Source organism: Polaromonas sp. OV174 (genome assembly GCF_900112285.1).
Lineage (GTDB): Bacteria > Pseudomonadota > Gammaproteobacteria > Burkholderiales > Burkholderiaceae_C > Polaromonas.
Genome location: NZ_FOKZ01000014.1, coordinates 12,920 through 37,289, shown reverse-complemented (window position 1 = coordinate 37,289; position 24,370 = coordinate 12,920). Strand labels below are relative to the sequence as shown.

Annotated in this window: 23 protein-coding genes and 1 other annotated feature; of the genes, 13 read left to right on the top strand and 10 right to left on the bottom strand. The window is 60.1% G+C overall.

The annotated features are described in order from the left end of the window. Positions 1-2 precede the first annotated feature (2 nt). Positions 3-1,928 (bottom strand): PrkA family serine protein kinase, encoded by a 1,926-nt coding sequence (locus tag BM160_RS13525; RefSeq protein ID WP_369821789.1) that lies wholly within the window; start codon positions 1,926-1,928, stop codon positions 3-5. 204 nt (positions 1,929-2,132) lie between these two features. Continuing rightward, positions 2,133-3,167, bottom strand: a complete 1,035-nt coding sequence (dusA, locus tag BM160_RS13520) for a tRNA dihydrouridine(20/20a) synthase DusA (protein ID WP_092006325.1) — start codon at positions 3,165-3,167, stop codon at positions 2,133-2,135. 138 nt (positions 3,168-3,305) lie between these two features. Here dusA and BM160_RS13515 point away from each other — a divergent pair, with 138 nt between their 5' ends. Continuing rightward, positions 3,306-5,135 (top strand): M14 family metallopeptidase, encoded by a 1,830-nt coding sequence (locus BM160_RS13515; protein ID WP_092006322.1) that lies wholly within the window; start codon positions 3,306-3,308, stop codon positions 5,133-5,135. Between the two features lie 131 nt (positions 5,136-5,266). Then, entirely contained in the window at positions 5,267-5,662 is a 396-nt protein-coding gene (locus tag BM160_RS13510; protein ID WP_092006319.1) for a hypothetical protein, read from the top strand. 62 nt (positions 5,663-5,724) lie between these two features. On the opposite strand, the gene ybaL is transcribed toward BM160_RS13510, so the two are convergent. The 4 genes from ybaL to BM160_RS13490 form a co-directional block, all read right to left on the bottom strand. After that, entirely contained in the window at positions 5,725-7,434 is a 1,710-nt protein-coding gene (ybaL, locus tag BM160_RS13505; RefSeq protein ID WP_092006316.1) for a cation:proton antiporter domain-containing protein, read from the bottom strand. Positions 7,435-7,704: 270 nt separating this feature from the next. Next, positions 7,705-8,442: an acetoacetyl-CoA reductase gene (gene phbB / locus BM160_RS13500; protein WP_092006313.1), complete on the bottom strand. Its 738-nt coding sequence runs from the start codon at positions 8,440-8,442 to the stop codon at positions 7,705-7,707. A gap of 113 nt (positions 8,443-8,555) precedes the next feature. Beyond that, complete coding sequence (locus BM160_RS13495) at positions 8,556-9,734, bottom strand: acetyl-CoA C-acetyltransferase (protein ID WP_092006310.1); 1,179 nt, start codon at positions 9,732-9,734, stop codon at positions 8,556-8,558. A gap of 34 nt (positions 9,735-9,768) precedes the next feature. Then, the gene (locus BM160_RS13490; RefSeq protein ID WP_092006307.1) at positions 9,769-11,514 is read right to left on the bottom strand and encodes a PHA/PHB synthase family protein; all 1,746 of its coding nucleotides are present in this window, start codon (positions 11,512-11,514) and stop codon (positions 9,769-9,771) included. A gap of 101 nt (positions 11,515-11,615) precedes the next feature. On the opposite strand from BM160_RS13490, the gene BM160_RS13485 reads away from it, so the two are divergent. Further along, positions 11,616-11,933: a hypothetical protein gene (locus tag BM160_RS13485; protein ID WP_092006303.1), complete on the top strand. Its 318-nt coding sequence runs from the start codon at positions 11,616-11,618 to the stop codon at positions 11,931-11,933. Here the strand turns inward: BM160_RS13485 and pgeF are convergent. Together pgeF and maiA are read right to left on the bottom strand one after the other, a co-directional pair. Further along, on the bottom strand, positions 11,841-12,653 hold the full coding sequence (gene pgeF, locus BM160_RS13480) for a peptidoglycan editing factor PgeF (protein ID WP_092006567.1): 813 nt from the start codon (positions 12,651-12,653) through the stop codon (positions 11,841-11,843). The genes BM160_RS13485 and pgeF overlap by 93 nt on opposite strands. Positions 12,654-12,666: 13 nt before the next feature. Continuing rightward, positions 12,667-13,305: a maleylacetoacetate isomerase gene (maiA, locus tag BM160_RS13475; RefSeq protein WP_092006300.1), complete on the bottom strand. Its 639-nt coding sequence runs from the start codon at positions 13,303-13,305 to the stop codon at positions 12,667-12,669. Positions 13,306-13,405: 100 nt separating this feature from the next. On the opposite strand from maiA, the gene BM160_RS13470 reads away from it, so the two are divergent. From BM160_RS13470 to BM160_RS13430, 9 genes are all read left to right on the top strand, one after another. After that, positions 13,406-14,449, top strand: coding sequence for an NADP-dependent oxidoreductase (locus BM160_RS13470; RefSeq protein ID WP_092006564.1), 1,044 nt, complete (start codon positions 13,406-13,408; stop codon positions 14,447-14,449). Between the two features lie 4 nt (positions 14,450-14,453). Continuing rightward, positions 14,454-14,798, top strand: coding sequence for a 2Fe-2S iron-sulfur cluster-binding protein (locus BM160_RS13465; protein WP_092006297.1), 345 nt, complete (start codon positions 14,454-14,456; stop codon positions 14,796-14,798). Between the two features lie 17 nt (positions 14,799-14,815). After that, the gene (locus BM160_RS13460; protein ID WP_092006294.1) at positions 14,816-15,118 is read left to right on the top strand and encodes an antibiotic biosynthesis monooxygenase family protein; all 303 of its coding nucleotides are present in this window, start codon (positions 14,816-14,818) and stop codon (positions 15,116-15,118) included. Positions 15,119-15,201: 83 nt separating this feature from the next. Next, positions 15,202-16,188 carry a Bug family tripartite tricarboxylate transporter substrate binding protein gene (locus BM160_RS13455; protein WP_092006561.1) on the top strand — a complete coding sequence of 329 codons (987 nt, stop codon included), beginning with the start codon at positions 15,202-15,204 and terminating at the stop codon, positions 16,186-16,188. Positions 16,189-16,349: 161 nt separating this feature from the next. Further along, positions 16,350-17,750 (top strand): FAD-dependent oxidoreductase, encoded by a 1,401-nt coding sequence (locus tag BM160_RS13450; RefSeq protein ID WP_092006291.1) that lies wholly within the window; start codon positions 16,350-16,352, stop codon positions 17,748-17,750. A 140-nt stretch (positions 17,751-17,890) separates the two neighbouring features. Beyond that, entirely contained in the window at positions 17,891-18,586 is a 696-nt protein-coding gene (locus BM160_RS13445) for a fumarylacetoacetate hydrolase family protein (protein ID WP_092006288.1), read from the top strand. A gap of 133 nt (positions 18,587-18,719) precedes the next feature. Next, on the top strand, positions 18,720-19,274 hold the full coding sequence (locus BM160_RS13440) for an NUDIX hydrolase (protein ID WP_092006285.1): 555 nt from the start codon (positions 18,720-18,722) through the stop codon (positions 19,272-19,274). Between the two features lie 186 nt (positions 19,275-19,460). Next, positions 19,461-20,447: a recombination-associated protein RdgC gene (locus tag BM160_RS13435; protein ID WP_092006282.1), complete on the top strand. Its 987-nt coding sequence runs from the start codon at positions 19,461-19,463 to the stop codon at positions 20,445-20,447. Between the two features lie 164 nt (positions 20,448-20,611). Then, a complete protein-coding gene (locus BM160_RS13430; RefSeq protein ID WP_092006280.1) occupies positions 20,612-21,505 on the top strand; it encodes a restriction endonuclease in 894 nt (297 codons plus the stop codon). 200 nt (positions 21,506-21,705) lie between these two features. Here the strand turns inward: BM160_RS13430 and BM160_RS13425 are convergent. Then, positions 21,706-22,943 (bottom strand): IS3 family transposase gene (locus tag BM160_RS13425; RefSeq protein WP_369821788.1). Its coding sequence is split into 2 segments (ribosomal slippage): positions 21,706-22,646 and positions 22,646-22,943, totalling 1,239 coding nucleotides; the frame shifts between segments, so codons are not numbered across the junction. After that, positions 22,543-22,659 (bottom strand) — a sequence feature (AL1L pseudoknot). (Overlaps the previous gene by 117 nt.) A 405-nt stretch (positions 22,944-23,348) precedes the next feature. Here BM160_RS13425 and BM160_RS13420 point away from each other — a divergent pair. Next, a complete protein-coding gene (locus tag BM160_RS13420; protein WP_092006274.1) occupies positions 23,349-23,918 on the top strand; it encodes a DUF4124 domain-containing protein in 570 nt (189 codons plus the stop codon). 42 nt (positions 23,919-23,960) lie between these two features. On the opposite strand, the gene BM160_RS13415 is transcribed toward BM160_RS13420, so the two are convergent. Further along, on the bottom strand, positions 23,961-24,356 hold the full coding sequence (locus BM160_RS13415) for a hypothetical protein (RefSeq protein ID WP_177219022.1): 396 nt from the start codon (positions 24,354-24,356) through the stop codon (positions 23,961-23,963). Positions 24,357-24,370 lie beyond the last annotated feature (14 nt).

Below are 24,370 nucleotides of genomic sequence, written 5' to 3'. Positions count from 1 at the left end.
CTTCAGGAACTCTTGCGGACCCTGAGATACCAGTCGCAGAGCAGGCGCACCTGTCTGGCGCTATAGCCTTTGGCCACCATGCGATTGAGGAAGTCCTCGTGTTTTTGTTTTTCTTCTGCGCTCGCCTTGGCGTTAAAGGAAATGACCGGCAACAGGTCTTCGGTGTTGGAGAACATTTTTTTCTCGATCACGGCACGCAGCTTTTCGTAGCTGGTCCAGATCGGGTTTTTGCCGGCGTTATTGGCACGCGCCCGCAGCACGAAATTGACGATCTCGTTGCGGAAGTCCTTGGGATTGCTGATGCCGGCCGGTTTTTCGATTTTTTCAAGCTCGGCATTGAGCGCCGAGCGGTCGAAAATCTCACCGGTATCGGTATCCCGGTATTCCTGATCCTGGATCCAGAAATCGGCGTAGGTGACGTAGCGATCAAATATATTTTGACCGTACTCCGAGTAAGACTCCAGATAGGCGGTCTGGATTTCCTTGCCAATGAACTCGGCATAGCGCACTGCCAGATTTTCCTTGATGAAGGCCAGGTAGCGCTGTTCAATTTCCGGCGTGAATTGCTCGCGTTCGATCTGCTGCTCCAGCACGTACATCAAATGCACCGGGTTGGCAGCGATTTCGGTGGAATCGAAATTAAACACCTTGGAGACAATCTTGAAGGCAAAGCGCGTCGAGATGCCGCTCATGCCTTCGTCCACACCGGCATAGTCGCGGTACTCCTGATAGCTCTTGGCTTTCGGATCGGTGTCTTTCAAGTTTTCACCGTCGTACACCTGCATCTTGCTGAAAATGCTGGAGTTTTCGGGCTCTTTCAGGCGCGTCAAAACGGCAAACTGAGCCATCATCTTCAGCGTCCCCGGTGCGCAAATGGCTCCAGCCAGCGAAGAGTTTTTAATCAGCTTTTCATAGATCTTGACCTCTTCCGACGCACGCAGGCAATAAGGCACTTTGACGATGTAAATCCGGTCCAGAAAGGCCTCGTTGTTCTTGTTGTTCCTGAAGGCTTTCCACTCGCTTTCATTCGAGTGGGCCATCACGATCCCATCGAAAGGAATCGCACCAAAGCCTTCGGTGCCCTTGTAATTGCCTTCCTGGGTTGCCGTCAACAGTGGATGCAGCACCTTGATCGGTGCCTTGAACATCTCGACAAACTCAAGCAGGCCCTGGTTGGCCAGGCACAGGCCACCGGAATAGCTGTAGGCGTCCGGATCGTCCTGGGCGAAGGTTTCCAGCTTGCGGATATCGATCTTGCCAACCAGTGAAGAGATATCTTGGTTGTTTTCGTCACCGGGCTCGGTCTTGGCGATCGCGCACTGCTTCAGGATGGAGGGATAACGCTTGACGACGCGAAACTTGCGGATGTCGCCGCCGAACTCTTCCAGGCGTTTGACAGCCCAGGGTGACATAACGCGCTGCAGGTAGCGCGGCGAAATGCCGTACTGTGACTGGAGCACCGGACTATCCTCAGCATTGTTAAACAGGCTCAACGGCGACTCGTTGACAGGCGAGCCTTTCAGGGCATAAAAAGGCACCTGCTCCATCATCTGTTTGAGCCGCTCGGCAATCGAGGATTTGCCGCCACCGACCGGACCCAGCAGGTAAAGAATCTGCTTCTTCTCTTCCAGGCCCTGGGCCGCATGGCGAAAGAAAGCAACCACCTGCTCTATCGGATCTTCCAGGCCGTAGAAATCGCGGAAAGCCGGGTAAATCTTGATGACCTTGTTGCCAAAAATACGCGACAGGCGCTGGTCATGGTGAGTGTCAAATATTTCGGGCTCACCGATGGCAGCAAGAATGCGCTCGGCTGCCGTTGCATAGACCAGAGGATTCTTTTTACAGAGCTCGAGGTAGTCCTCAAGGGACAGTTCCTCTTCCCGCGTTTGCTCGTAACGCGTCAAAAAGTTACGGACGACATCCACCATATAACCTCCTTCGCAAATTGCGCTTGAAGACTACATCACTCCGAAATGACGGTCAGCCCAACTTTACCGCCTCCCTGACTTCAATGTACTCCTTGTTTCAAGTGATGGGTAGACCGAAAAGCGTGAAGAAAGTTCTAGAACATTCATTCAACAAGGTAAAGCACTTAGATCAAAATTGACGCAGGTTGCGCTTGGGCGCTTTGTTCAAGCACTTTTTTGCGCACTCTCGTGCGCCAGCACCATCACATCGCGTGGATGCAAGGCTTTAAGCTTGTGGTCGCTCCAGACCTGACGCCAGCGTCGCGCGCCCGGCAGGCCGTGACGCAAGCCCAGCATGTGGCGGGCAATCGAACTCCAGGGTGTGCCGTGTGCTGCCGCCTCCCTAGCCATGTAATCCACCATCTGCGCTTCAACGGATTCGCGGCTCAGTTCACCAGGCACTGCACCGTAAAAGGTTTCATCCCACTCGGCCAACCACCAGGGGTTGTGATAAGCCTCGCGGCCAATCATGACGCCATCGAGCTGACCCAGTTGCTCGGCCACCTGCACACTGCTGGTGATACCGCCATTTACCGCAATGCAAAGATCCGGAAATTCGGCCTTGAGTCTATGCACCAGTTCATAGCGCAATGGCGGCACTTCGCGATTCTCCTTGGGAGACAGCCCCTTGAGCCAGGCGTTGCGTGCGTGGACCACAAAGGTGTTGCAACCGGCCTCGCTCACCGTACCGACGAAATCGCGCACGAACTCATAGCTTTCGCCTTTATCGATGCCGATACGATGCTTCACCGTCACGGGAATGCTGACAACATCCACCATCGCTTTCACACAGTCGGCTACCAGTTGAGGTTCATTCATCAGGCAGGCGCCGAATGCCCCGCGCTGTACCCGTTCGCTCGGGCAGCCGCAATTGAGATTGATTTCGTCATAAGCCCATTGCTCGCCCAACCTGGCGCAATGCGCCAGATCAGCCTGTTCGCTGCCGCCCAGTTGCAGCGCCACGGGATGCTCCTCGGCGTTGAAACGCAAGTGCCGGGCCACATCACCGTGAATCAGGGCGCCAGTGGTCACCATCTCGGTATAAAGCAAAGCCTTGCTTGAAAGCAGACGATGAAAATAGCGGCAATGATGGTCGGTCCAGTCCATCATCGGGGCGACACTCAGGCGCCAAGGGGAAACTGAGCCGTGCTGCGAGGCTGAAAATGAAGAAACGGAGGGTTCTGGCGCTAAAACTGACATGCTTCAATTATCCCAGCAGACTGGGAGCGCCCATGAACAAGCCCTGTAATCACCGCAAACGCCCGCTGACAACCCAGATAATAGGTATCAAGACCAGAACCGGTGTCCACACTCGCAAAACTGAAAGCGATTGAAACCATGAGCAAAAAAAACACCGCCACCCCCTGCCAAAGGGCCTCGAACGTCAGATTTTCGTTCGGTTTCTGGAAGCGTTTTCCAAGCACCAGCCTGCTGGCTGCCCCACTGGTTCTGCTGGCTGCCTGCACATCCGTGCCTTTGCCACCCTGGCCGGGTCCGGGGCAATCGGCCCAGAAAACGCAGGTCACGCCCGCACCAAAGCCGGGGGCCGCACCCAACGCCAGCCCGGTGCCGCCATCGGGCACGCCCATTGCCTCGCCCGCCCTAGTCAAAACGACCCCGGCGGCGCCCTACAGCGCAGCCGTCGCTGCGCGTTTCCCCGATCCTGCCGTCACTTACAACACGCCAGGCCTGCAAGCCGGGCGCACCAGCTTCACCTCCAATAGCGAGGTTCAGTCCTGGTTGCGCAATCTGGCGAACGCGGCCAATCGCCCGGCCGGCGTGCAGGCGGCGGTACTGCCACTGGGTCAATCGCAGCGTGGCGAAGCACTCGAGGCCTTGCTCCTGACGCGTGCCGATAGCGCCGATGCCGCCAGCGTGCTGGCCACCGGTCGCCCCACCGTTCTTCTGATCGGCCAGCAACATGGTGACGAACCGGCAGGCAGCGAAGCCCTGCTGGTCATCGCCCGGGAGCTCTCGCAAGGCTTGTTGCGCCCCTTGCTGGCGCAGATCAACGTGCTCATCGTGCCACGCGCCAATCCTGACGGCGCGGCCGCAGGCCAGCGCCTTACCGCAAGTGGGCTGGACATGAACCGCGATCACTTGCTACTCAACACGCCAGAAGCCCAGGCTCTGGCCAAGCTCACGCGCGACTATCACCCCACGGTGGTGGTAGATGCCCATGAATACACCGTGGTTGGCCGCTATCTGGAAAAGTTTGGCGCGGTGCAAAAGTTCGATGCACTGCTGCAATACGCCACCACGGCCAATCTGCCGGAATTTTTAACCAAGGCCGCCGAAGAGTGGTATCGCCGTCCACTGCTGGACGCGCTCAAAGCTCAGGGCCTTAGCACCGAGTGGTACTACACCACCTCGGCAGATCTGGCCGACAAAAAAATCTCCATGGGAGGAACAAAACCCGACACGGACCGCAATGTAAACGGGCTTAAAAACGCCGTCAGTCTGCTGATTGAAACCCGCGGCGTAGGCATTGGCCAGCTGCATATACAGCGACGCGTGCACACCCAGGTCACGGCCATCTCCAGTGTGCTCGCCAGCACCGCCCAACGCACCAAAGCACTCGGCCAGTTGCGCCCCTATCTCGACAAAGACGTCAGCACCCAGGCCTGCAAAGGGGATGCCACCGTTGAATCGGCGCCCACGGCGGCCCAGCACGATCTGCTCATGCTGGACCCCGTGAGCGGCGCCGACAAAGCCATTACGGTGGACTGGGACTCCGCTCTCCTGCTTCGCGACATCAAGGTACGCGCACGTCCCTGCGGCTACTGGCTGTCGGCGGCTTCCACCACAGCCGTAGACCGGCTGCGACTGCACGGCGTGCAGCTTATGCGTATCGCCGAGTCCGGCTCCGTGCTGGGCGACAGCTACCGGGAAACCGCGCGTGCCGTGGGTGAACGCCAGGATGTGCGCGGCCCGATTGCCGACGGCAATAGCATCATCAATGCCCAAGTCAGCCTAACGCGCGGTTTGGTGGATGTGCCGCGCGGCAGTTACTACGTGCCACTCAACCAGCCCCTGGCCAACCTGGTGTTTGCGGCCCTGGAGCCCGATACCCAGAGCAGTTACTTTGCCAACCAGCTCCTTGACAGCCTGCAAAGCACGGTACGCGTCATGGCCGAACCCACGATCAAACTGGAAGAGCTGCCTTGAACGCGTAAGCGATTCGAACTCCCCGGCCTGGACTTGACGCCAGCGACTGACAGGAAGAGGATGCAAACGCTGACAGTGAGTGTTTAATCTTTGCGCTTTGATGATTCCGTTCATACACGAAAGGATTCGCCATGAAGGACTTTGAACTGACCCGGAAAATGGTGAGCCTGGGCGGGGTGTTTTACCCGACAGGCTACGCCTTCATCATGTTTCCAGATGTTGAAGACGCCAGACAGGTGGCACAGGAGCTCGAAACCAACGGTGACGGCATCATGCTGCTGACACCGGAAACGATTCTGGAAGAAATCAGCAAGGCCGATGGCCATTCGGAACTAAGGCTGCCGCACGTGGGCACCGAAAGCGCTACCGTTCACAAATACACCGACCTGGCGCGCGAGGGCCACTATGCGCTGATGATTCCCGTGCCATCCAAGGAGGCCACGGAGCACATCATGAAGGCGGTGCGCAAGGTCCCTTTTTCCTATGCACAAAAGTACCACATGCTGGCTATGGAAGATCTGGAGTAGCCTGCCCTACAGACCCGCGACACCAATTCCCTTACTGCGGCAGTGATTCACTGGGACACAACCTAAACACCCTGCGACTGCGACAGGCTGGCACCCGAGCGCTCCAGCACGTGACGAGTCATGGACTGCGCCAGCTCCTGCTCCCCCAGAAAAATCCGGCCTGCGTGCTCGCTATCGAGCAATGTGGCCTCTGCCTCGTTGTGGGTACGGACCACGGTTTCAATGCCCGGATTGAGCGCACGGGCCGTGGCAATCATCTGCCGCACGTCCAGCGTATCTGGCGTGGCAATCACCAGCATCCGGGCCTTGGCAATATGGGCCTGAATCAGCACAACCGGATCAACGGCATCGCCTGACACCGCGGCCAGGCCCTGGGCTCGCAGCCGCTCAACCAGCTCCCGATTCTGCTCGGCCACCACAAAAGGAATATGGTTGGCGCTGAGCGCCGTCGCAATGCGTCGGCCTACCCGCCCATAACCCACCAGCACCACATGGTGCGAAAGATATTTGGCCTCCGTGGTCGGCGGCAATTCGGCCATGGGGTCATCGCGCGCCTCCAGCTTGCGTGCCAGCGCTGATTTGGCCAATATCCACTGCTGAAAAGGCTCAACGGCCTTGAAGACCAGCGGGTTCAATGCCATAGAAATCAGCGCACCGGCCAGAACCAGGCTTTGCCCTTCCGGCGGCAGCAGGCCGAGCGAAGCGCCCAGCCCCACCAGAATGAAAGAAAATTCGCCAATTTGCGCCAGACTGGCCGACACCGTGAGGGCCGTATTCAGGGGATAGCGAAATGCCGTGACAAGCAAACCTGCGGCCACCGTTTTCCCGACGACGATGATGCCGACCACCGCCAGCACCTGCAGCGGGCGCTCTATCAGTACCCAGGGATCGAACAGCATGCCCACCGAGACAAAGAACAGCACCGCAAACGCGTCACGCAGCGGCAGCGACTCTTGGGCAGCGCGGTGGCTGAACTCGGACTCCCGCATCACCATTCCGGCAAAAAAAGCACCCAGCGCAAATGACACACCAAACAGCGCTGTGGCGCCAAACGCGATGCTCACCGCCGCCGCCACCACACACAAGGTAAACAGCTCGCGCGAACCGGTACGCTGAACCTGCCAAAGCATCCATGGAAAAAATCGCCGCCCCACCAGCAGCATCAAGGCCACAAAACCGCCCACCTGTAGCAAGGTCAAGCCAATTAACTTCCACAGCGCATCCACGTCGGTAGCGCCCTTACCAGACAGCCAGCTGCCCAGCGGGGGGAGCAGCACCAGGACCAACACCATGGCAAGGTCTTCGACGACCAGCCAACCCACCGCAATACGTCCATTGATGGTGTCAACAATTCCGCGACTCTCCAGCGCGCGCAACAAGACCACCGTGCTCGCGCATGACAGCGAAAGGCCGAACACCAATGCCCCGCCCAAGTTCCAGCCCCAGCCATGCGCCACGCCCATGCCAAGCGCCGTCGCCACCGTCATCTGTACCACGGCGCCGGGCACGGCAATTTTGCGTACCGCGAGCAGGTCGCTCAGCGAAAAATGCAGCCCGACGCCAAACATCAGCAGCATCACGCCGATTTCAGCGAGCTGGCTGGCGATGCCAGCGTCTGCCACAAAGCCGGGCGTGAAGGGGCCTATGATGACCCCGGCCAGCAAGTAACCGACCAGCGCCGGCAAGCGCAGACGCACCGCTGCAAAGCCAAAAATCAAAGCCAGGCCTAGGCCGGCGGCGATGGTGCTGATCAGTGAAACGCTATGGGGCATGGCGGCAAAAGGTCCTTCAGGAAGCGGGTGAAGAGGCCCTGCGACGCAGCCTGACTGGCAGGCTGTCCCCGTAGAACGCGCGAGAAATCAATTTACTACAGTTGAGACTAGGCGCTTGCATTTCCCCTACGCCACGCCAAGCATTCAACTGAGTACGCAAAAAACAGGCCAGCTCAAGGCCTCTCAAGCTTCATTGCCTAGGGGTAGCGCTCACAAAAAAACCCGCCTAAGCGGGTTTTTTGGAGTTCGAAAGTATCGACGCGCCAAGACTCAACCCATGTGCAGGCCGCCATTGAGAGAGAAGTCGGCCCCGGTGGCATAACCACCCTCGTCGGAGGCAATCCAGGAAATGATGGAGGCAATCTCTTCCGGCCGGCCCAGTCGCTTGGCGGGCACACCGGCAACGATTTTCTCCAGCACGTCCGGACGTATCGCCTTGACCATGTCAGTGCCTATGTAACCCGGGCTCACGGTATTCACGGTCACGCCCTTGCTCGCCACTTCCTGCGCCAACGCCATGGTGAAGCCGTGCAGGCCGGCCTTGGCGGTGGAGTAGTTGACCTGGCCGAACTGGCCTTTTTGGCCATTGACCGACGAGATGTTGATGATGCGGCCAAAGTTGGCTTCGACCATGCCTTCAATCACTTGCTTGGTCACATTGAACATGCTGTTCAGATTGGTCGAAATCACGGCATCCCAGTCGGCCTTGCTCATCTTGCGGAACTGGCCGTCGCGCGTGATGCCGGCATTGTTCACCAGCACGCTGACCGGCCCATGCTCGGCCTTGACCTTGTCAAAGGCTGCCACGGTGGAATCCCAATCCCCCACATTGCCCACCGAAGCGTAAAAAGCATAGCCCAGGGCTTTTTGCTCATCAATCCATTTGGTGAAGTCACGCGTCGGGCCGCAGCCTGCCACCACGGTAAAACCGTCCTTGGCCAGCCGCTGGCAAATAGCGGTTCCAATGCCACCCATGCCGCCGGTGACGTAAGCAACTCGATTTGTCATAGTGCGCTCCTTGATATTGGGAATTTTCTCGAACCCGTCTTGCTATAAATTCAGTAGCTAATTGCGCCCGAATGACGTGGGCTAGCGCCCACTTAAAAGAATCTATCTGAAATTCAGCGTTCCAGTGTGAGGGCAACCCCCATGCCGCCGCCAATACACAGGCTGGCAATACCTTTTTTGGCATCGCGTCGCACCATTTCGTGCAGCAGCGTGACCAGAATGCGGCAACCGGATGCACCAATCGGGTGGCCGATGGCAATCGCGCCGCCGTTGACGTTGACCTTGCTGGTGTCCCAGCCCATTTCCTGGTTGACCGCACAGGCCTGCGCGGCAAAGGCTTCATTGATTTCCAGCAAATCCAGGTCTTGCGCTTTCCAGCCGGCTCTGGCCAGTGCCTTGGTCGATGCCGGCACCGGGCCCATGCCCATATAGGCCGGGTCCAGCCCGCTGGTGGCGTAGCTGGCGATACGCGCCAGCGGCTTGAGGCCTAGCGCAGCGGCTTTTTTCGCCGTCATGACCATCACGGCGGCAGCGCCGTCGTTCAGGCCGGACGCATTGCCTGCCGTCACGCCGCCGGCCTTGTCAAAGGCCGGACGCAAGCCGGCCAGGCCCTCGGCGCTGGTTTTGCGGTTGATGAACTCATCAGCCGCAAACACCAATGGATCGCCTTTTTTCTGCGGAATCGAAATGGGAACGATCTCATCCTTGAACTTGCCGGCGTCTTGCGCCGCGGCCGCCTTGGTCTGGCTGGCCAGCGCCAGCGCATCCTGCGCCTCACGGCTGATGCCGTACTTCTTGGCGACGTTTTCCGCTGTGATACCCATGTGGTACTGGTTGTAAACGTCCCAGAGGCCGTCGACGATCATGGTGTCGACCATTTTCCAGTCGCCCATGCGCTGGCCGTCGCGCGAGCCGTTGAGCACATGCGGGGAGGCGCTCATGTTTTCCTGGCCACCGGCAATCACGATCTCGCTGTCGCCGCAGGCCACCGCCTGCGCAGCCAGCATGACCGACTTCAAACCCGAGCCACACACGGCATTGATGGTCAGGCCGGGAATACCGTGGGGGAAGCCAGCCTTGATGACCGCCTGACGCGCCGGATTCTGGCCCACGCCGGCTGTCAAGACCTGCCCCAGAATCACCTCGCCAATTTGCTCGGCGCCAAGGCCGGAGCGCTCCAGTACCGCCTTGATGACGGCCGCGCCCAGTTCGGTGGCCGGTGTCTTGGCCAGCGAGCCGCCAAATTTACCAACCGCGGTGCGGCTGGCTGAAACGATAACGATGTCTTCCATGAGTTGAGTCCTTGTTGTGAAATCTGGCGATAGCTCAGGCCTTGACCTTGACGTAGCGTCCCGGTGCCGCCTCTATGACCGGGTGCTTGCGGCTGCCGTAGTTTTTAGGTGAAGCAACTTGCTTGCCAGCCTGATCTTTCAACCAGGCCGACCAGTCGGTCCACCAGCTGCCGGGATGCTCGGTCGCCCCCTTGAGCCAATCGGCGTGTGCCGCAGGAAATTTTCCACCCGGCTGTTTGTCGTGAGTCCAGTAGCTGCGCTTGTTTTTGGCCGGTGGATTGATCACCCCGGCGATGTGACCCGAAGCGCCCATCACAAAGCGTTTTTTGCCCGTCAGCACCTGCGTTGAGGCGTAAGCGCCGCCTATCGGCACGATGTGGTCTTCCCGCGAACCGTAAAGATAGGCCGGCATGTCAAGCTGGCGCAGATCAATCTTCTCGCCGCAAACCACCAGCTTGCCCGGCTGAATCAGGTTGTTTTCAAAATAGGTGTTGCGCAAATACCAGGCGTAAAACGGCCCGGGCAGATTGGTGGCGTCGCTGTTCCAATAAAGCAGGTCAAACGGTGGCGGCGTTTCACCCTTCAGGTAATTGCCAACCACGTAATTCCAGACCAGGTCATTGGGGCGCAAGAAACTGAAGGTGGAAGCCAGGTCCGAGCCCTTGAGCAGCCCGCCCTTGCCCATTTCCGCTTCGCGAAAGCTGACGGAAGTTTCGTCAATAAAAATATCCAGAATGCCGGTGTCGCTAAAGTCCAGCATGGAAGTCAGCAGCGTGACACTGGCCACCGGCTTCTCGCCGCGCGCCGCCAGCACCGCCAGCGCCGTGCCCAGAATCGTGCCTCCAACGCAAAAGCCCAGGGCATTGATGGTTTCGGCGCCGGTGATGTCCTGCACTACCTCAATGGCCTTGATGGCGGCATTCTCGATGTAGTCATCCCAAGTCTTGCCGGCCATGGACTCATCCGGATTGCGCCAGCTCAGCACGAAGGTGCGGTGGCCCTGGGCCACGGCATGGCGGATCAGTGAGTTTTCGGGCTGCAAATCAAGGATGTAGTACTTATTAATGCAGGGCGGCACGAACAGGAAAGGCTTTTCGTAGACCTTGGCCGTCAGCGGCTTGTATTCCAGCAACTGGAAGTAGTCGTTTTCAAATACCACCGCGCCCTCGGTGGTAGCGACGTTTTTGCCAACCTCGAACAGGCTCTCGTCGGTCATGGAGACATGGCCTTGCTGCATGTCGTGCAGCAAATTTTGCATGCCCTTGGCGATGCTTTCGCCCTTGGTATCTATGGCTTTTTGCTGGGCTTCGGCGTTCAGGGCCAGAAAATTGCTGGGCGCGCTGGCCGCCATCCATTGCTCAACCGCGAAACGCACGCGCGCCCGGGTCTTGGCATCACCATCTACAGACTCGGCCAGACCCATCAGGGCGCGGGCGTTCAGCAGATAGGCGGCGGCAGAAAACTTGGAGACCGGATTGTTCTGCCAGGCCTTGGCGGCAAAGCGCCGGTCGGTCGCGGCGGGCGCCGCATCGCCGGGCTGCAGGCACTGATTCCACAGAGCCGTGACGTCTTCAAGATAGTGTTGCTGCAGCGCCTGAAGCTTGGCCGGGTCGAACTGCACGGAAGGCAAGGTGGCCGGCTTCAAAGGCGGCGGCGTCATGCCAGGAAAACCGGCTGGTAGGCCCAGGCCGGCCATGGCGCCCATCGCTTGTTGCAGGCCGGCGCCAAAGATCTCTTGCATCTGTTGGGCCGACTGGGCCCAGTTTGCGTCAGAATTCATCTTGTTCCCCTCGTATTGAGCCATGCTGACTTTTTTGAGTTCACTGTCAGTTCAGTATCGTAGGGTTTGCTACCTGATCTCTGACTAAGCGCAACGTATTTATGTATTTGATTGTTATCGCCTGGATTTATGTCGTGCTCATGATGAGTGTTGCAGAAGCAACCAACAGCAACGGAACACTGCTGGGTGCGCTCATCACCTTTCTACTCTATGGACTAGGGCCTGTGGCATTGGTGGTTTACCTGATGGGCGCGCCGGCGCGCAGCAAGGCCATCAAGAAACGCCAGGCCGAAGAGCGGGAACGGCACATCGCCCAGGCCAGTCCTTCAATCGCGCCAGATGCAGGCAGCCATGCGGCCGGTGGTGCCGAAACCGTTGCCGCCGATCCCGGCGTCACGCCGGTACGAAAAGAACCTTGAGGGATTGCTCACCGTGCACCAGGGCAAGCTGCCATCGTTGCCGTAAATCCGGCTGATGCCCATGGCCTGCAGGCGCAGGCGCGCCAGTGCCGGCAGATTGGCCAGATACTTGCCCGACCCCGCCGCAGCAAAGCAGGCACCGGCTTCGGGCAGCACCGCGACAAACGCAGACTTCACTTCCTCGCCAACCTCAAAGGCCGAAGGCCCAATGCAAGGGCCCAGCCACGCTATCGTATCAATAGCTGCCTGCGCCCGTCCGGCCTGCGCTAGAGCCTTAAAAGACTCATGAGTCGACTCCAGCACGCCCTGCCCGCCGGTTTCACGGCTGCCGGCCAGGCCGCGCCAGCCGGCGTGTGCAGCGGCCACCACATCGCCCTCTGCGGTGCTCAGCAGCACCGGCAGGCAATCGGCCACCATGATGGTGCAAGCGACTTTGCGCTGCACCGTGACACAGGCATCGGCGGGCCGGCCGTCAAGGCTTGTTGCCTCCAGCGCCAGCACCTCGCAACCATGCACCTGCTGCAGAAAAACGGCCTGCGTGCCTATGGCTTGCTGCAGCAAGGCGCGGTTGGCCGCCACATGCTCGGCACTGTCGCCCACATGGTCGCCCAGGTTGAAACTGTCATAAGGCGGCAGCGAGACGCCGCCGGCGCGCGTGGTGAACACCGCCCGCACATTGCTGGGCGCGGGCCAGTCGGGAATCAGCCAATCGGCGTGCAAAGCCAGACCGCTTTCAGGCTTCAAAATCAGGGCAGGCCGAGGGCTGGGCCTTCTGGAAAGCCGGCAGCGCCATGCAGGCCTCAAAGGCCGCCATGGTGCGCGGCAAGCCGTCCAGATTCACATCAAAGCGCTGGGCGTTGTAGATTTGCGGCACCAGGCAGCAATCGGCCAGCGTCGGCGTGTTGCCGTAGCAATAAATGGAGGCGGGCAACGGCGCCAGCTGGCGCTCAAAGGCTTCCAGGCCGTTGCGGCACCAGTGGCGGTACCAACCGTTCTTGGCCTCATCGGCCACCTTGAGCTCGTGCACCAGGTACTTGAGCACGCGCAGATTGTTCAGGGGGTGAATTTCGCAGGCGATCGACTGCGCCAGCGCGCGCACCTTGGCGCGACCCAGGGCGTCGGCCGGCAGCAGCGCGGGCGTTGGATGCTGCTCGTCCAGGTATTCGATGATGGCCATGGATTGCGACAGCTTTTCGCCATCGACCTCCAGCAGCGGCACCAGCCTGTCGGCCGACAGGGCGGCATAAGCGTCCTTCTTCTGCTCACCCCTGGCAAGGTGAACGGCAATGTACTCGTAGCTCAGGCCCTTGAGCTCCAGCGCAATGCGCACGCGATAGGAGGCGGAAGATCGAAAGTAATTGTGCAGTTTCATGAGCGAAAGCATAAACCGAATCGCCTGCGCGACCTTGCGGGAAAGCGGCCGCCGCTACCATCTGTTGTCCGACTTCAACCGCCTTGCCTGGAGACATCTCATGAGCGCCCTTCCCGCCCTTGCTGAATTGACCAACCACCAGATCCGCCTGGCCAGCCGCCCCGTCGGCCTGCCGACCCGCGCCAACTGGAACAACACCTGCGAGCCCGTCGTCGAACCCGGCCGGGGCGGCGTGCTGGTCAAGACGCTGTGCCTCTCGCTGGACCCGGCCATGCGCGGCTGGATGAACGAGGGCAAAAGCTATATCGCGCCGGTGGAAATAGGCGCGGTGATGCGCGCTGGCGGCGTGGGCCGGGTGATTGCCTCGCAAAACCCGGCCTTTGCCGTGGGCGACCATGTCAGCGCCGGGCTGGACGTGCAGGAGTACTGCCTGATTCCGCAGGAGCAGCTCAAGCGCAGCGGCATCTTCAAGATAGACCCAAGCCTGGGCTTGAGCACCTGGCTCAATGTGCTGGGCATGCCCGGCATGACAGGCTACTTTGGCCTGCTCGATGTCGGCCAACCCAAGCCAGGGGAAACCGTGGTGGTCTCGGGCGCGGCCGGCGCCGTCGGCCAGACCGTGGGCCAGCTCGCCAAGCTCAAGGGCTGCCGCGTGGTCGGCATTGCCGGCGGCCAGGCCAAGTGCGACTGGGTGGTCAAGGAGCTGGGCTTTGACGCCTGCATAGACTACAAAAACACCGACGTGCGGGCCGGTCTGAAAGAGCACTGCCCGCAGGGCGTGGACATTTACTTTGACAACGTGGGCGGCGACATCCTGGATATGGTGCTGGCCAAAATCAGCCGCGGCGCCCGCATCATCATCTGCGGCGCCATCAGCCAGTACAACAACACCACGCCCGTCAAGGGGCCGGCCAACTACCTGTCGCTGCTGGTGAACCGCGCCCGCATGGAAGGCATCGTGGTGTTCGACTACGCCGAGCGCTATCCGCAGGCCATCGCCGAACTGGCCAGCTACCTGTTGGCCGGCAGCATGAAGAGCAAGGAGGACGTGGTGGTCGGCCTGGACACCTTCCCCGAAACCCTGCTCAAGCTCTTTAACGGCGAAAACTTCGGCAAGCTGGTGCTGCAGGTCGCGCCGGACTGAACGCATGCTGAGCCGCACGATCACCCTGCACTTCGTCAGCGCCGATGGCCGCGCCAGCACCATCAGCGGCAAGATTGGAAAAAGCCTGATGCAGGCCGCGGTGGCCGGCGGCATCAGCGAAGTGGTGGCAGAGTGCGGCGGCAAGCTGACCTGCGCCACCTGCCACGTTTATGTGCGCGAGCCCTTTGCCTCGGATGCGGCTAAACTTTCGCCGCCCGGCGCCGAAGAGCTGGCCATGCTGGCCTTTACCGCCATGCCGCGCCAAGCCAATAGCCGCCTGAGCTGCCAGATTCAACTGACGCCGGCGCTCGATGGTTTGACGCTAGAGTTGCCGCTTAGCCAATATTGATTCAACACAGGAAGACCATGATTCTCGAACTCGCCGACATCCGCATACACCCCGGCCAACAAGCTGCTTTTGACGAAGCCATCCAGCGCGGCGTGACCACCGTGATCGCCAAGGCCAAGGGCTTTCAGGGCTACAAGGTCAACAAGGGCATGGAAAGCCCAGAGCGCTACATCCTGCAAATCTTCTGGGACACGCTGGAAAACCACACCGTCGATTTCCGTCAGTCGCCGGCCTTTGCCGACTGGCGCGCCATCGTCGGGCCGTTTTTTGCCGGCCCGCCCACGGTAGAACATTTCGAGCTGCTGGCCAAATCGGCCTGAGCCCGCCCTAGGGCAAGACAGCCTGATCGGAACACCGCGTCAAAGCTGTTCCAATCAGGGCTTCACTGCCTTCGGAGATGCTCATGAGAATTCTTGCCGCCTGGTCGCGCACTACACTTTTAATAGCTGCTTGCGCCCTACCGGCATGGGCTGGAGCCCAAAACAGCTTAAAAAAGGCCGAATGGCCAAGCCGGCCGGTTCGCATTCTGGTGGGCTTTCCCGGTGGCTCCACGCCCGATATGGCGGCACGCACCCTGGCCGAGCCACTGGCCAGGGCCTTGGGCCAGCCGGTCATCATTGAAAACAAACCCGGCGCCTCCGGCAATATTGCCGCCGACCAGGTGGCCAAGGCCACTGACGACCACACGTTGGGCGTCGTCATCAATGGCAACCTGACCTCGGCCAAGCAGCTCTATCCCAAACTGCCTTACGACCCGGCCAAGGACTTTGCGCCGATTTCGCTGCTGGCCACCGCGCCACTGCTGCTGGTGGCGCCCGCCAACCTGCCCGGCGGCGCCGCATTTTTCAGTGCCGCGCGCCAGGCCGGCAGCCAGTGGAACTACGGCTCGGTCGGCAATGGCTCGGTGGCGCATCTGGGCATGGAGCTGCTCAAAAGCCGCGTCCCCGGCCTGCAGCCGGTGCACGTGCCTTATCCGGGCAACCCGCAAGCCGTGACAGCCATGCTGGGCGGCCAAATCCAGATGGCGCTGATTCCGCCCGGCGTCGCCCTGCCGCACATACGCGCCGGCAAGCTGCAGGCCATCGGGCTGACGGGTGGCCGCAGCGCGCTGGCACCGGAGATCGCGCCGCTGGCCGACGCCGGCGTGAAAAACTTCAACCTGGAAGTCTGGACCGCGCTGATAGGCCCGGCCCGCCTGTCCCCGGCGGCGCAAGCGCGGCTGGCCCGGGAAGTGCCGCGCATACTGCGCGAGGCCGACACCCGGCAAAAACTCTTTATCCAGGGCTGGCAAGCAGTGGGCACTTCGCCCGAGGGCCTGAAAAGCCGCATCAAGGACGAGGCCGCGATTCTGGGCAACATCATCCAGAGCCGCGGCATCAAGATCGAATAAATGATGCCCCCACGTTCGCTCACTGCGTGTAGCTCTCTGCCCCCCGAGGGGGCGCTGCGCCTGCGGACTGGCAGAGCCAGATCCACGGCCCCTGCTTGGATGGGAATGCCCCCACGCTCGCACTCACTGCGTGTAGCAACAATCTCCATTAAGCACTCTCCATGCCAGCTTCATCCAGTTTAAACACCATCACCGAAGCCGCCCGCAGCCTGCCCATTTACGGCGAATTTGACGTCGTCGTGATTGGCGGCGGACCGGCCGGCCTGGCCGCCAGCGTGAGCGCCGCCAGGCACGGCGCGCGCACCCTGCTGGTCGAGCGCTACGGCTTTCTGGGCGGCATGGGCACGGCCGGCGGCGTAACCAACTTTGCCGGCCTCTATGGCCGCCACGATGGCGAGATGCGCCAGGTGGTGCACGGCGTGGTCGATGAGTTGCTGGAGCGCATAGACGCGCTGGGCGGGCTGAATGCGCCGCAAGACGGCATGCAAGGCCGCATACGCGTGCGCTCCTACGATGTCTCGGCCTACAAGTGCGCGGCCGACCAGTGGCTGCTGGCCGCCGGCGTGCAACTGCTGTTTCATGCCTGGGCCGCCGCCGTCGTGATGGATGGCCGGCACATCAGCGCGCTGCTGGTGGAAACCAAATCCGGCCGCCAGGCGATTCGCGCCCAGCGCTTTATCGATTGCTCGGGCGATGCCGACGTGGCGCATTTCGCCGGCGTGCCCTTTGAGCTGGGCGACGGCCAGGGCAGCGGGCTGTTTCCCTCCACCATGTTTCGCGTTGGCCATGTCGATGCGCCGCGCGCGCTGGCGGCGGTGGGCGAGTTCAAGGCCATCAACGAGCTGATGGCGCAAAGCCAGGCCAAGGCGCCCGGCCGCTACCAGTTTGCCCGCGAAGGGGCGATTCTCAGGCCGCAAAAAAATCCCAGCGAATGGCGCGTCAACGTGACGCAAATCCGCAATGCGGCCGGCCAGGCCATGGACGCCACCGATGCACGCCAGCTCAGCGACGGCGAGCTGGAAGGCCGGCGCCAGATCAGCGAATACTTTCGCTTTCTGCGCAACGAGGTGCCGGGCTTTGAGCATTCGGCCATCGTCGACATCGCGCCGCAGGTGGGCATACGCGAGAGCCGGCGCATTCAGGGCCTGTACGCGCTGAGCGGCGAAGACATCCTGTCCTCGGCGCGCTTTGACGATGCCATAGGCATCAACGCCTGGCCTATGGAGTTGCATGGCCAGGGGCGGATCGACTGGCAGTTTGCGCGCAATATCGACAGTCCAATAGGCCGCGCCTACAACGAGCTGCCCTGGCGCATGCTGGTGCCCGAGGCCGTCGACAACCTGCTGGTGGCCGGGCGCTGCGCGAGCATGACGCACCAGGGCCAGTCCGCCGCACGCGCCAGCGGCGCCTGTTTCGTCATGGGCCAGGCGGCGGGCACGGCGGCGGCCACGCTACAGGCCGGTCAGCGCTTTGCCGATATCGACGTCAAGCCATTGCAGCAGCGACTCAAGCAGGACGGCGTGTATTTCGATGCGGCCGACGGCCAGGCGCAGAGCCCTTAAAATTTGGCTCGCCGGTCTTTTCGGCGCAGCCACCGTGGCACACTGAGCAGCGGCGTTCAGCGCACGCTACCCCATTTTTCAGCCCGCCCGGCGCCGCTGGCCCCGGGCTTATCTCCAAGAAGCCAAGAGGACAGCTTGCCATGAGTTTTGTGTTCCCCCCTCCCGCCACCGTGTCCGTCCCCATCGTGGGCAGCCAAGAGCGTTTTCCGGTTCACCGCATTTACTGCGTGGGCCGCAACTACGAAGATCACGCCAAGGAGATGGGTTTCACCGGTCGCGAGCCGCCCTTTTTCTTCTTGAAGCCGGCCGATGCCATCGTGGCCGTGCCGGCCGGCACCATGGGCAGCCTGCCCTATCCCAGCCTGACGAAAAGCCTGCACCACGAAATTGAGCTGGTGGTGGCGATTGGCACCGGCGGCAAGGACATCCTGGCGGCTGACGCGCACAAGCACATCTACGGCTATGCCGTGGGCCTGGACATGACGCGGCGCGACCTGCAAGGCGAAATGAAAAAGCAAGGCCGGCCCTGGTGCATCGGCAAGGCGTTTGAGCACTCGGCACCGATAGGCGCTATCACGCCCGTGGCCCAGGCCGGCGATATCAGCCAGGCCGAAATCCATCTGCAGGTCAACGGCCAGGACCGCCAGCGCAGCCATGTCTCCAAGCTGATCTGGAGCATTGCCGAAACCATTGAGCACCTGTCCGCCGCCTGGGAGCTGCAGCCCGGCGACCTGATTTACACCGGCACCCCGGAAGGCGTGGCGGCCGTGGTCAAGGGCGACATCCTGGTCGGCGGCGTTGCCGGCCTGGGTACGCTAAGCCTGCAGGTTATTTGATTCATTTCTTAATGAAATACGGCTTTTTCGCCCGCCAGTCGGGCGCAAATAGCTATCTATTCAATAGCAAAGCCCAGTCCCGCCGCTGGCCAGGCTGGCGCGGTGAGGCCCACAAACTGGCTACACTTATTTGATGCACCGTCCCCCCCAGAAACATTGCCGCGTTTGCGGCAGCGCCGTGATTTTCCGCCTGCCCGATGACGGAGACACCCGGGAGCGCGCCGTCTGCCCCAGCTGCCACACCGTTCACTACGACAATCCGCTCAACGTCGTCGGCACCGTGCCCTTCTGGGGCGAGGATGGCGCGCAAGTGCTGCTGTGCAAGCGCAATATCGAGCCGCGCTGGGGCAAATGGACGCTGCCGGCCGGCTTTATGGAAATGGGCGAAACCACCGCGCAAGGCGCTGCCCGCGAGACCGACGAGGAAGCCGGTGCCCAGTTTGAAATGCTGGGTCTTTTTTCCATCATGAACGTGGTGCGGGTCGGCCAGGTTCACCTGTTTTACCGCGCCCGGCTGCTCAGCACCGAATTCAATCCCGGCCATGAAACCATAGAAGCCAGGCTGTTCACCGAGGCCGAGATTCCCTGGGAGGAAATTGCCTTCAAGACCGTCAAGGAAACGCTGGCCTGCTACTTCGCCGACCGGCGCAGCGGCCACTATGGCATTCACACCCTAGATATCGCCTGAGCGGGCGCAGCACCGCCATCGCAGCGCCTGAATGTAAGCAAGTGCTGTCCGGGCGCCAGGCCAGCTGGCCTCACTTAAAATTCCCTCCATCCAAGGCGTGCCCGGCAAGGCCTTATCAAAGGCCTTCTTCTAGTTGCCCCGCACGCGCTCTTTTCGCCACCCCATCCCACCCCCTTGCGAGACGCCATGTTCAAATCCGCGACCTTTTTCCACATTGCCAACGACTTCGTGCTGCCGCCCCTGGAAGCACTGGAGGAGGCGCTCCAGGCCGCGCCCTTCCTGCCCTGCGGCGCGACGCAGCCCGAGTCCGATGGCTGGGTACCGCCGCGCGGCAACAAAAGCACGGTGCTGGCTGAAATGGTGGGCCGCCAACTCATATTGCGCCTGTGTACCGAGCGCCGCCCCCTGCCCTCCTCGGCCGTCAAGGCCGCCGTCGAAGAGCGCATAGAGCGCTACAAGCAGGAAACCGGCAATGAGCGCGTGCCCTCGAAAATCAAGAAAGAATTCAAGGAAGAAGCCATTCTTGACCTGCTGCCGCGCGCCTTCACCAAACGCTCCACGACCACGCTGTGGCTGGACCCGGTGAATAAATTCCTGGTGGTGGATTCGGGCAGCCTGACCGGCGCCGACAAGGTCGTGAGCTACCTGATTGAAGCGCTGGGCGAGATTCCCAACTCTGGCCCCGGCATCCTGGTCAAGCCAGTGCAGACGACGATGTCGGCCGGCGCCTCCATGGCTCACTGGCTCGCCAGCCGCGAGGCGCCGGTCGGCTTCACGGTCGACCGCGACTGCGAACTCAAGATGCCCGATGATCAGAAATCGACCGTGCGCTATTCACGCCACACGCTGGAAATCGACGAGGTTTCCCAGCACATCGCCTCCGGCAAAGTGCCTACGCAGCTGGCCATGACCTGGAACGAGCGCGTGTCCTTTGTCCTCACCGATATGACCCAGCTCAGAAAAATCAGCCTGCTCGACGTGGTGCTGGACGGCCAACAGGAAAAAGGCAAGGACGACGACGGCTTCGACGCCGATGCGGCCATCGTCACCGGCGAGCTTTCGGCCCTGATTCCCGACCTGCTGGAAGCCCTGGGCGGCGAGCAGGAAGAAGGCGGTGTGGCTGCGCCATCCGAAGGCGCGCAGGCCCTCAAGCCTATGCCTGAAGCGGCCTGAGTCTAAAGCTCAGGCCGTGGGCGCGCATCCTGGCTTGCTGCGGCCTCCAGAATCGGGTAGCCCCACGTCCTGCGGCGTGGCCCCTGAGCCCTGTATGCACGTCATCTAAATCTCCACCTATCCTTCTGTTCCATGAACTCCACCAAAACAGAAAAGTGGCCCTCATGAGTGCGAACCCCAAGACATCCGTAATGCCAACGTTCGATGAGCTATTCACGCCGCTGCTTAAGGCGTTGCGTGACCTTGGCGGGTCTGGCTCCATTGAGGAGATTTACGCTAAGACGGTAGAGGTAGCAAATTTATCAGAGGACGTGCTTGCCCAAATGCATGACCCGGAGAAGAGCAACATGACTGAGGTCGGGTACCGCCTTGCGTGGGCACGCACCTACCTGAAGAAATTTGGTCTTCTGGAAAACTCCACCCGTGGGGTCTGGTCCCTTACCGCCAAGGGAACCTCGGCAGAAACCATTGACCCAACGGACATCGTCAAGTTTGTCCGTGCCAATGACAAGCAAGAGCCTGCCAAAAAGCAGTCGAAAAAAATCGATGAACCAGAGATTGGCAAAGAGCTTCCTGAGGAGGAGCGCTGGAAAGACAAGCTTAATATCGTTTTGACTCAGCAGGTTAGTCCACAGGGCTTTGAACGCCTGGTTCAGCGAATTCTTCGTGAGTCAGGGTTCGTTGCGGTGGAGGTCACGGGCCGCACCGGGGACGGAAGTATTGACGGCAAGGGCATAGCTCGTATCAACGGGTTCATGAGCTTTCACGTGCTGTTCCAGTGCAAGCGATACAAGGGCTCGGTAGGTTCAAGCGAAATACGGGACTTCCGTGGTGCTATGGTGGGGCGTGCTGATAAGGGGCTTTTCATTACCACGGGCACGTTCACGCCGGCGGCCGTCAAAGAGGCCACACGAGACGGTGCTCCGCCCATTGACTTGGTCGACGGAGACGAACTTGCGGAAAAGCTGAGGGAGTTGTCGCTGGGCGTGACGACAGAGTTGGTGCCGCGGGTGGTCGTCAACCCAGACTGGTTCACTGCGTTGGCAGACGGGCAGTAAGGCGGGCTGGCTTCGCCACTCAGGTGACCCCAAGTCGAGCGACTTGGTGGGATGGGGTTCACCGGTCTCGCCAAAATCCTCAGCCTCAATCTGAACGACTTCGGCCAAAGGGAACAACCCACTTTCCAGCGGCGGCCCGTCGGAATGCTCTGAAAACGTACTGAATCGCCCCGACTTTCGTGGAGGCTGGTTGGTTTAAGTCAGGCCGCCACCGTGGTGGCCTGATTGGCGAGTTGCCTGTAGTAGTTTGCCTCAGCTTCTGCAGGTGGGATATACCCGATGGGTTCCAGCAATCGGTGGTGGTTGAACCAAGCGACCCATTCAAGGGTTGCCAGCTCCACTGATTCCTTGGTCTTCCAGGGTGCGCGACGGTGGATCAGTTCGGCCTTGTACAGCCCGTTGATCGTCTCGGCCAAGGCGTTGTCGTAGCTGTCTCCCTTGCTGCCCACCGAAGGCGCAATGCCGGCCTCGGCCAGCCTCTCGCTGTAGCGGATGCCGACGTATTGCGAACCCCTGTCCGAGTGGTGAATCAGTGTCCCATCACGCTCAGGCTGCCTGGCGTACAACGCCTGCTCCTGCGCATCCAGCACGAAGTCCGTGCGCATCGAACTGCTCACCCGCCAGCCTACGATGCGCCGCGCGTACACGTCGATGACAAAGGCCACGTACAGCCAGCCCTGCCAGGTCGAGACATAGGTGAAGTCCGAAACCCAGAGTTGGTTCGGTCGGTCCGCCCGGAACTGCCGCTTGACCCGGTCCAGCGGACAAGCCGCCTTGCGGTCACTGACGGTGGTGCGCACCACCTTGCCTCGAACGACGCCACGCAAGCCTAGGTGGCGCATCAGACGCTCGACGGTGCAGCGTGCCACGGCGATGCCCTCACGGTTCATCTGCATCCAGACCTTGTCGGCACCGTAGACCTGCAGGTTGGCCTGCCAGACGCGTTCGATGTGCGGCAACAAGGCGGCATCGCGCTGGGCGCGCTTGCTCAGCCGCGCCGTGTCACGTTGCCGAGCCACATACCGTCTGTACCCGGACGGGGCAATCTGCAGCACCTTGCAGATCGGCTCGACCCCATGCGTGTGGCGGTGCTGATCGATGAAGGTCCTCAAGACTTCAGTCGGCGGTCGAGCTCCGCCTGGGCGAAAAACGCGCTGGCCAGTTTAAGAATTTCGTTGGCCCGGCGCAGTTCCTTGACCTCGCGCTCCAGCGCTTTCACGCGTTCGTGCTCGGACGTGGTCGTGGTCGTGCCGACCCTGGCGCCGGTATCGACTTCATCGCGCTTGACCCATTCATTCAGCGTCTGGGGCACGCAACCGATCTTGGGGGCAATCGATTCAATGGCCGCCCACAACGAGGGGTACTCGCCTCGGTGCTCCTGCACCATGCGCACTGCGCGCTCACGGACTTCGGGGGAAAACTTGTTCGACTTCTTCATGGCTCAATCCTCTCAGAGATTGGAGCCTCCACAAAACCCGGGGCGATTCATACCGCGTTTTCCGCCGTAAATGGGGCGGATATCCAATAGCCGAGCAGCAGACGATCAACAACGACTGAGATCATCTCCAGCTTTGCCCGCAGTTGGGACAATGGATGAATTTGAAGGTAGAAAGAAGAAAGGACTTAGAGCATTTCTACTCTAAGTCCTCGATTCATATGGTGTGAAACCGCTTGAAAGAAGGCTAGAAACCCGCATAAATACTAGCTCTTCTTTTTTGAAATGTCATTTTATTCCCCCGTCTGTTCCCCCTTTCTAATTTTGATACCCCATCAAAGTTAGCTCAGAGCAGACCGTTAGCCTAGGTTATCCTCAGCTTTCAAAATCCATACAAAGTACCGCCCAATGAAGCTGCCGTTCTTGAAATTTGCACTTGTCGCCTTTCTCTTTCTGGCATCCATTTCAAACGCGCTGGCTGTTTACCGTTGTACGGTAAACGGTCAAACAGTCTTTCAAGATTCGCCCTGTCTTGGTTCCCTTGGAACAGTTGCCGAGGATGCGCAACGTCGCGCAAAGCAGAAAGAAGTTGAAAACGACCGCTTTCTTCAGCACAGCTTGGCTACCAATGCAATGAGCCCGGAGGAGCGGTCCCAGCAGCCTAAGCTTTTGGAAGCTCAAGCAAAAGCCCGAATAACAGAACGCATGATAGATCCGAAGAGCACTGAATTTCGTAACGTCAAGGCCTACATTGGAGTCGCTGCCCGCAACTTTTACAGCGTCGAGGATGCTTCAGGCCCGCCAGTCATTGACGTTGTGTGCGGCGAGGTGAACTCGAAAAATCGAATGGGAGGGTATGTCGGATTTAAACCCTTTTATTGGACTCGTGACGGAAAGGTCGCGTTACCAGAGTCCGACAACTTTGAAAAAGTTTTAAGCACCCTAGTGATTCGATCTTGCGCTAAGCTTGAACGGTAAGCATCTCAAAAGGGTAGGCGTTATCCACCAAAGTAGCGCGGCTTAAGCCCGAAGTAGTTCATCAAGAATGCTGTTCCAATGGGCTTTCTCGAGCTCCGAGTAAGGATCCGTGGGAGGTACTTTCGCCGATCGGAGGTCGATTTTTGATAGCACCAACTCAATGGCCTTAAGCGCAATCGTCTGATTTTTCGAGTCTAGAAGCGCCGCCAATCTTTCAATAGCAATGGTCTTGATTGCTCGAAAAGAGTCAACGCATTCACGCTCACTCTGCTCAAGAAGTTTGCTCAACTCTTGTTGAAACGATGGCATTCGTCTCCACCGTGAAAGCGTTCCGGGATCAATGCCAACTTGTGTGGCAACAAGGTTGCACCTCATTCCCTGTGCAGTTAATTGCACGGCCTGAATCTGCTTGACGTTCAATTTCGAATTCTGTGGCATTTTGTGGCTTTCTG